The sequence below is a fragment of the Streptococcus infantis genome, assembly GCF_001579645.1.
In the GTDB taxonomy this organism is placed as follows: Bacteria; Bacillota; Bacilli; order Lactobacillales; family Streptococcaceae; genus Streptococcus; species Streptococcus infantis_E.
The window spans coordinates 880746-886315 of the sequence record NZ_KQ970818.1; the positions used below are offsets into that span (position 1 = coordinate 880746).

A 5570-nucleotide genomic window follows, 5' to 3' on the forward strand; every position below is an offset into this window, starting at 1 on the left:
CAAAGAGCCTTCAAAAACCACACAGTGTTTCTTTCAGCTTGATTGTATTCAAGACTGAAATCACTGTGTGGTTTTATTGGAAAGCTAGTTTTTGCCTAGGTCCTTTTTCCTTATTCTCTTTCTTCTTCACTTTCTTCAGCTTTGACAGGTCGAGGTTCATAGGCTCTGATAATCTGAGCAACGACTGGATGGCGAACCACATCCTTGGCTGAGAAATGAACAAAGTCAATCTGGTGAATATTCTTGAGTTTTTCCTGAGCATCAATCAAACCTGACTTGACATTACGTGGCAGGTCAATCTGGCTAATATCACCATTGACAATCATTTTCGAGTTAAATCCAAGACGGGTCAAGAACATCTTCATCTGCATGATGGTTGTATTTTGCGCTTCATCCAAGATAACGAAGGCATCATCCAAGGTACGCCCACGCATATAGGCAAGTGGAGCGATTTCAATGATTTCACGTTCCATGAGACGAGTTGTTTGGTCTTTTCCGAGAATCTGGTACAAGGCATCATAAACAGGACGAAGGTAAGGATCTACCTTTTCCTTGAGATCACCTGGAAGAAATCCAAGGCTCTCTCCCGCTTCCACTGCTGGACGTGTCAAAATGATTCGCTTGACTTGTCCACGCTTGAGAGCTGTTACGGCCAAAGTCACTGCTAAGAAGGTCTTACCTGTTCCTGCTGGCCCAATCCCAAAGGTCACATCGTGTTGCTTGACACTATCCACATAAAGCTTTTGACCCAAGGTTTTAACACGGATGGGCTTACCTGTATTATCCTTGATAATCTCTTCTTCATAGAGGGCGACAAACTTATCGATTTCATTATTCTTAACCATGGTAATGGCTGTCACCACATCTGGAGTTCCAACAGTCATTCCACGATTAACCAAGACCACTAAGGCTTGGATAACTTGACGGGCTTCCTCACAAGCATTCTCTGCTCCCAAGACTTGTACAATCTCTGTACGGGCATGGATGATGACATCTAATTCATCCTCCATCAATCTAAGGTGGCGCTCATTGGACCCAAAAAGATGAAATAGGTCATCTGGATGACTCAGTTGAATATCTATTGAATGTTCCTTCAAACAAAGAACCTCTCTAATTCTCTTATTTCGTTTTATCATTTTGTTTTCTTTTAAGTATGAAATAACTTTCAAAAATCCTATCACTTTGACAATTCGTAATGGTAAACGATACTTGCCAAAATAAGTAAAATCCTCATAAAAGATAACTGAATGACTATATTATAGCAAAGAGGCTGAGAAATTACTATCCCAAACCTCATCTAGTAGCCTTAATGTTCTAAATATTCCTGCCAGATACGATCGAAGTCTCCCATATTAAAGGAAAAGCTAGCATGTTCCTCTAAAAAACGACTCACTTGATCGAAATCATCTGTATGTTTCGGAAAGGCGGATTCCTCAAAGGCAAGATCCGCTAAAATTGCTTTGGGACTATTGCTTTTAGGGTTTCGCTCGGTCATCAGCCAAGTATAAAATGATTTTCTCATAAGCCTCCCTAAATTAATTCAGTACCAAACTGGTCTTGTTTAATTTTTCCAGCTTTCATTAAACCACCGAGTGCTTTTTTAAACTGACCTTTTGAAATACCGAAAGTAGCCTTGATATCATCTGGTGATGACTTATCATTCAAGGTCATGAAGCCACCATTGCTTTCCAAATAAGTCAAGATCATCTGGGCATCATTTTCCAACATCTCGAAAGAGCGTGGTTTTAAAGAGAGATTAAGCGTTCGGTCAATCTCACGGAATCCAATGACACGCGCATCTAAAACTTGTCCCAAACGAGGTTCCGCATAGCGCTCACTTGGATGGATAAATCCAAGCATGTTGTTCTCTGGTAGATAGACGAAAGTTCCTGATAATTTGAGACGGTAAACAATGGCAGGCCAATTTTGATTCTGCATGTTATTGTAGGCAGGACGTGCCAATCGTTGGAAATCTTCCTGATAAGCTAAGATTCCCCAGATACGGTCCTTCTTATCCACTTCTAGACGAATATAAAGTCGATCACCTTTCTTTGGCCAGAGTTCTTTAAGTTCAGGGAGAATATCAAGTGACACAACGATTTCCTTGTCTGGTAATCCTGTATCAACAAAAGCCCCAAGGTCCTTACGAACCTCTGTTACGGTTCCCCAACCAAATTGTTCCTGAGTTGCAGTCACTTCTGTAGTAGTGAGGCGCAATTTTTGCTTCATATCTGTGTAAGCAAAACCTTTGACCGTATCACCAACTGTATGCTGACCTTCTTCTTTAGCTAGGGCATATGTTTGACCATCCTTTTGAACAAAGTAAAAACGGTCATTTTCATCGATGATGAGTCCAACGATAAAACTTGCAAGATTTGTATTCATATTTCCTTCTTTCGAATAAAACTCAGCCAGCAATGCCAACTGAGTTTTTCTGTTTATTTCTTAGACTTCCAAGATTTCTTTTTCTTTGTTGGCAGTCATTTCGTCGATGTGTTTAACAGCATCGTCTGTTGCTTTTTGAATATCTTTTTCAAGAGTCTTCAATTCGTCTTCAGTGATTTCTTTTGCTTTTTCTTGTTTCTTAGCCTCGTCCATAGCATCACGACGGATATTACGGATAGCAACTTTAGCATTTTCACCGACTTTTTTCACTTCTTTAGCAAGGTCGCGACGAGTTTCTTCTGTAAGAGCTGGGATTACCAAGCGAATAACAGAGCCATCGTTAGCTGGTGTAATACCTAGGTCTGAAGCATTCAAAGCACGTTCGATATCTTTCAAAGATGATTTGTCAAATGGTGTTACCAACAAGACACGCGCTTCTGGGATTGTGATAGAAGCAATTTGGTTAAGTGGTGTTTCAACACCATAGTACTCAACGTGGATGCGGTCAAGCAAGCTAGCATTAGCACGGCCAGCACGAATACTTCCAAACTCACGAGCAAGTGAGTGGTGAGATTGGGTCATTCTCTCTTTTGCTTTTTCTACGATTGCGTTTGCCATAATCTTTTCTTATTCCTTTTCTTCGATATTATTTGAAACTGTAGTTCCGATATTTTCACCAAATACAACACGTTTAATATTTCCTGGTTGGTTCATGTTGAAAACTACCAAGTCAATATCATTGTCCATTGAAAGTGTTGAAGCTGTTGAGTCCATGATACGGAGACCTTTATTGATCACGTCACGGTGAGTCAACTCTTCAAATTTAACAGCTGTCTTATCTTTTTTAGGATCAGCATTGTAGACACCATCAACCCCATTCTTAGCCATCAAGATAGCGTCCGCTTCAATCTCAGCTGCACGAAGAGCCGCTGTTGTATCTGTTGAGAAGTATGGTGAACCAATTCCCGCACCAAAGATAACTATGCGTCCTTTTTCAAGATGACGAAGGGCACGACCACGAACGTAAGGTTCTGCTACTTGTTGCATAGCAATGGCTGTTTGAACACGTGTATCCACACCAACTTGTTGCAATGAATCTGCCATTACAAGAGCATTCATAACGGTTCCAAGCATTCCTGTATAATCTGCTTGTACACGATCCATTCCAGCTTCTGCAGCAGGTTCTCCACGCCAGAGATTTCCTCCACCAATAACGAGGGCAATCTCAATACCTAAGTTATGTACTTCTTGAATTTCTTGAGCCATTGCTTGAACTGTTTTGATGTCAATTCCGACACCACGTTCGCCAGCAAGGGCCTCACCTGATAACTTAATCAAAATACGTTTATATTTGGGTTCCACCTGACTTCGCTCCTTTATTTTATTCAAACTATTCTATCACATTTTTTGAGAATTTTATAGTCTCATGAGTTATTCTTTTGAAAATTTTAAACGGATAAAAAGTTTTCCAAATCAGCCAAGGCACGCTCTGCAATTTTTTCATAACGAGCCTTCTTATCACGAATGCGGTCGCCTTCCAATTCCTTGATAATTCCGAAATTGACGTTCATTGGTTGGAAGTGTTTACTATCAGCATGGGTGATGTAATGAGCTAGACTTCCAATTGCTGTTGTCTCTGGGAAAATAGCAGGACTTTCTCCCTTGAAAATACGAGCTGCGTTAATACCAGCTACTAGACCTGATGCCGCTGACTCAACATAGCCTTCCACACCCGTCATCTGACCAGCGAAGAATAGATTTGGCTGTTTCTTAGAACGGTATGTCTGCTCAAGAAGATTTGGTGAATCCATGTAAGAATTGCGGTGCATGACTCCATAACGGACAAACTCTGCATTTTCAAGACCTGGAATCATTTGGAAGACACGCTTTTGTTCTCCCCATTTAAGGTGAGTTTGGAAACCAACGATGTTATAAAGACTACCTGCAGCATTGTCCTGACGAAGCTGAACGACCGCATAAGGAGTTTTAAAGTCTCCATCACGAGGACCTGTGTAATCGTCTGGATACTCCAAACCAACTGGTTTCATAGGACCATAGAGCATGGTTTTGATACCCCGTTTAGCCATGACTTCGATTGGCATGCATCCTTCAAAATATTTTTCTTTTTCGAAAGAATTCAACGGAGCTTCTTCTGCATTGACCAAGGCTTCATGGAAATCCATAAACTCTTGCTTGGTCATAGGAGCATTGAGATAGGCTGCTTCTCCCTTATCATAACGAGATTTGAGATAAACCTTATTCATATTAATCGTATTAACATCCACAATAGGCGCTGCAGCATCGTAGAAATAAAAACCGTCACCACCATTAAGAGCATGAATTTTCTCAGCAAGTGCATCGCTAGTCAAGGGACCAGTCGCCACAACTGTAATAACATCCGTTGGCAATTCTGTAATTTCGTCACGAACGACCTCAATCAAGGGATGGTTGGCAATCTTTTCAGTAACCATTTGAGAAAAACCGTCACGGTCCACCGCGAGAGCACCACCTGCAGGAACACGGGTTGCTTCAGCAGATTCCAAGATAAGAGAACCTAGGCGACGCATTTCTTCTTTGAGGAGGCCGACAGCATTTGTAAGAGCATCCCCACGCAAGGAATTAGAACACACTAATTCTGCAAAATTGTCAGTTTTGTGTTGCGGTGTTGACTTGACACCACGCATTTCATAAAGTTTAACTGGAATACCACGCTCTGCGATTTGGTAGGCTGCTTCAGAACCCGCCAATCCCGCACCGATAACATTGATATAAGATTGAGACACGACACTAATACCTCTTTGGGTGAAACTTAAATCCATTTCAAAAATCACCGGACTGTTTGACACCCACAAATCTTTCTATTTTTTTTCTTCTTATAGTATAACAAAAAAAGGGAAGAAGGCAAACTTCCCTGTTTATTTGTTTTCTTGTTTCTCTTCCCATTCGTGGTAGGCAGCGTAGAGCTGGCTTTTGTTCCATTGGTAAATCTTCGCAACTTCCTTAATGGCTTGATTTTTCTTGATTCCTTGTTGGATACGTTCTTGGATTTCTGAGAACAAGTCCTCTTCATCCTTATCCTCTACTCCTTGACTAGCACCCTCTACAATGAGAAGACACTCGCCCTTAAGTGGTGTTTCAGAAATACTTTCTAGTAACTCTGTAATCTTACCTCGTTGGTATTCTTC

At 41.1% G+C, this 5570-nt stretch carries 7 protein-coding genes; all 7 read right to left on the reverse strand.

The window, feature by feature from the left end; genetic code table 11:
* Positions 1-110: 110 nt before the first annotated feature.
* A complete protein-coding gene (locus tag SINDD18_RS04210; protein ID WP_061863241.1) occupies positions 111-1097 on the reverse strand; it encodes a PhoH family protein in 987 nt (328 codons plus the stop codon).
* Between the two features lie 209 nt (positions 1098-1306).
* Positions 1307-1522: a YozE family protein gene (locus tag SINDD18_RS04215; protein WP_001232087.1), complete on the reverse strand. Its 216-nt coding sequence runs from the start codon at positions 1520-1522 to the stop codon at positions 1307-1309.
* 8 nt (positions 1523-1530) lie between these two features.
* Positions 1531-2385, reverse strand: a complete 855-nt coding sequence (gene cvfB / locus SINDD18_RS04220; RefSeq protein ID WP_060955857.1) for an RNA-binding virulence regulatory protein CvfB — start codon at positions 2383-2385, stop codon at positions 1531-1533.
* A 60-nt stretch (positions 2386-2445) separates the two neighbouring features.
* Positions 2446-3003 carry a ribosome recycling factor gene (gene frr, locus SINDD18_RS04225; protein ID WP_001262232.1) on the reverse strand — a complete coding sequence of 186 codons (558 nt, stop codon included), beginning with the start codon at positions 3001-3003 and terminating at the stop codon, positions 2446-2448.
* A gap of 9 nt (positions 3004-3012) precedes the next feature.
* Complete coding sequence (gene pyrH / locus SINDD18_RS04230; protein ID WP_000433488.1) at positions 3013-3747, reverse strand: UMP kinase; 735 nt, start codon at positions 3745-3747, stop codon at positions 3013-3015.
* 86 nt (positions 3748-3833) lie between these two features.
* Complete coding sequence (trmFO, locus tag SINDD18_RS04235; RefSeq protein ID WP_060955858.1) at positions 3834-5168, reverse strand: methylenetetrahydrofolate--tRNA-(uracil(54)-C(5))-methyltransferase (FADH(2)-oxidizing) TrmFO; 1335 nt, start codon at positions 5166-5168, stop codon at positions 3834-3836.
* 132 nt (positions 5169-5300) lie between these two features.
* The coding region (locus SINDD18_RS11290; RefSeq protein ID WP_241497332.1) for a tetrapyrrole methylase at positions 5301-5570 on the reverse strand (270 nt) is incomplete at its 5' end.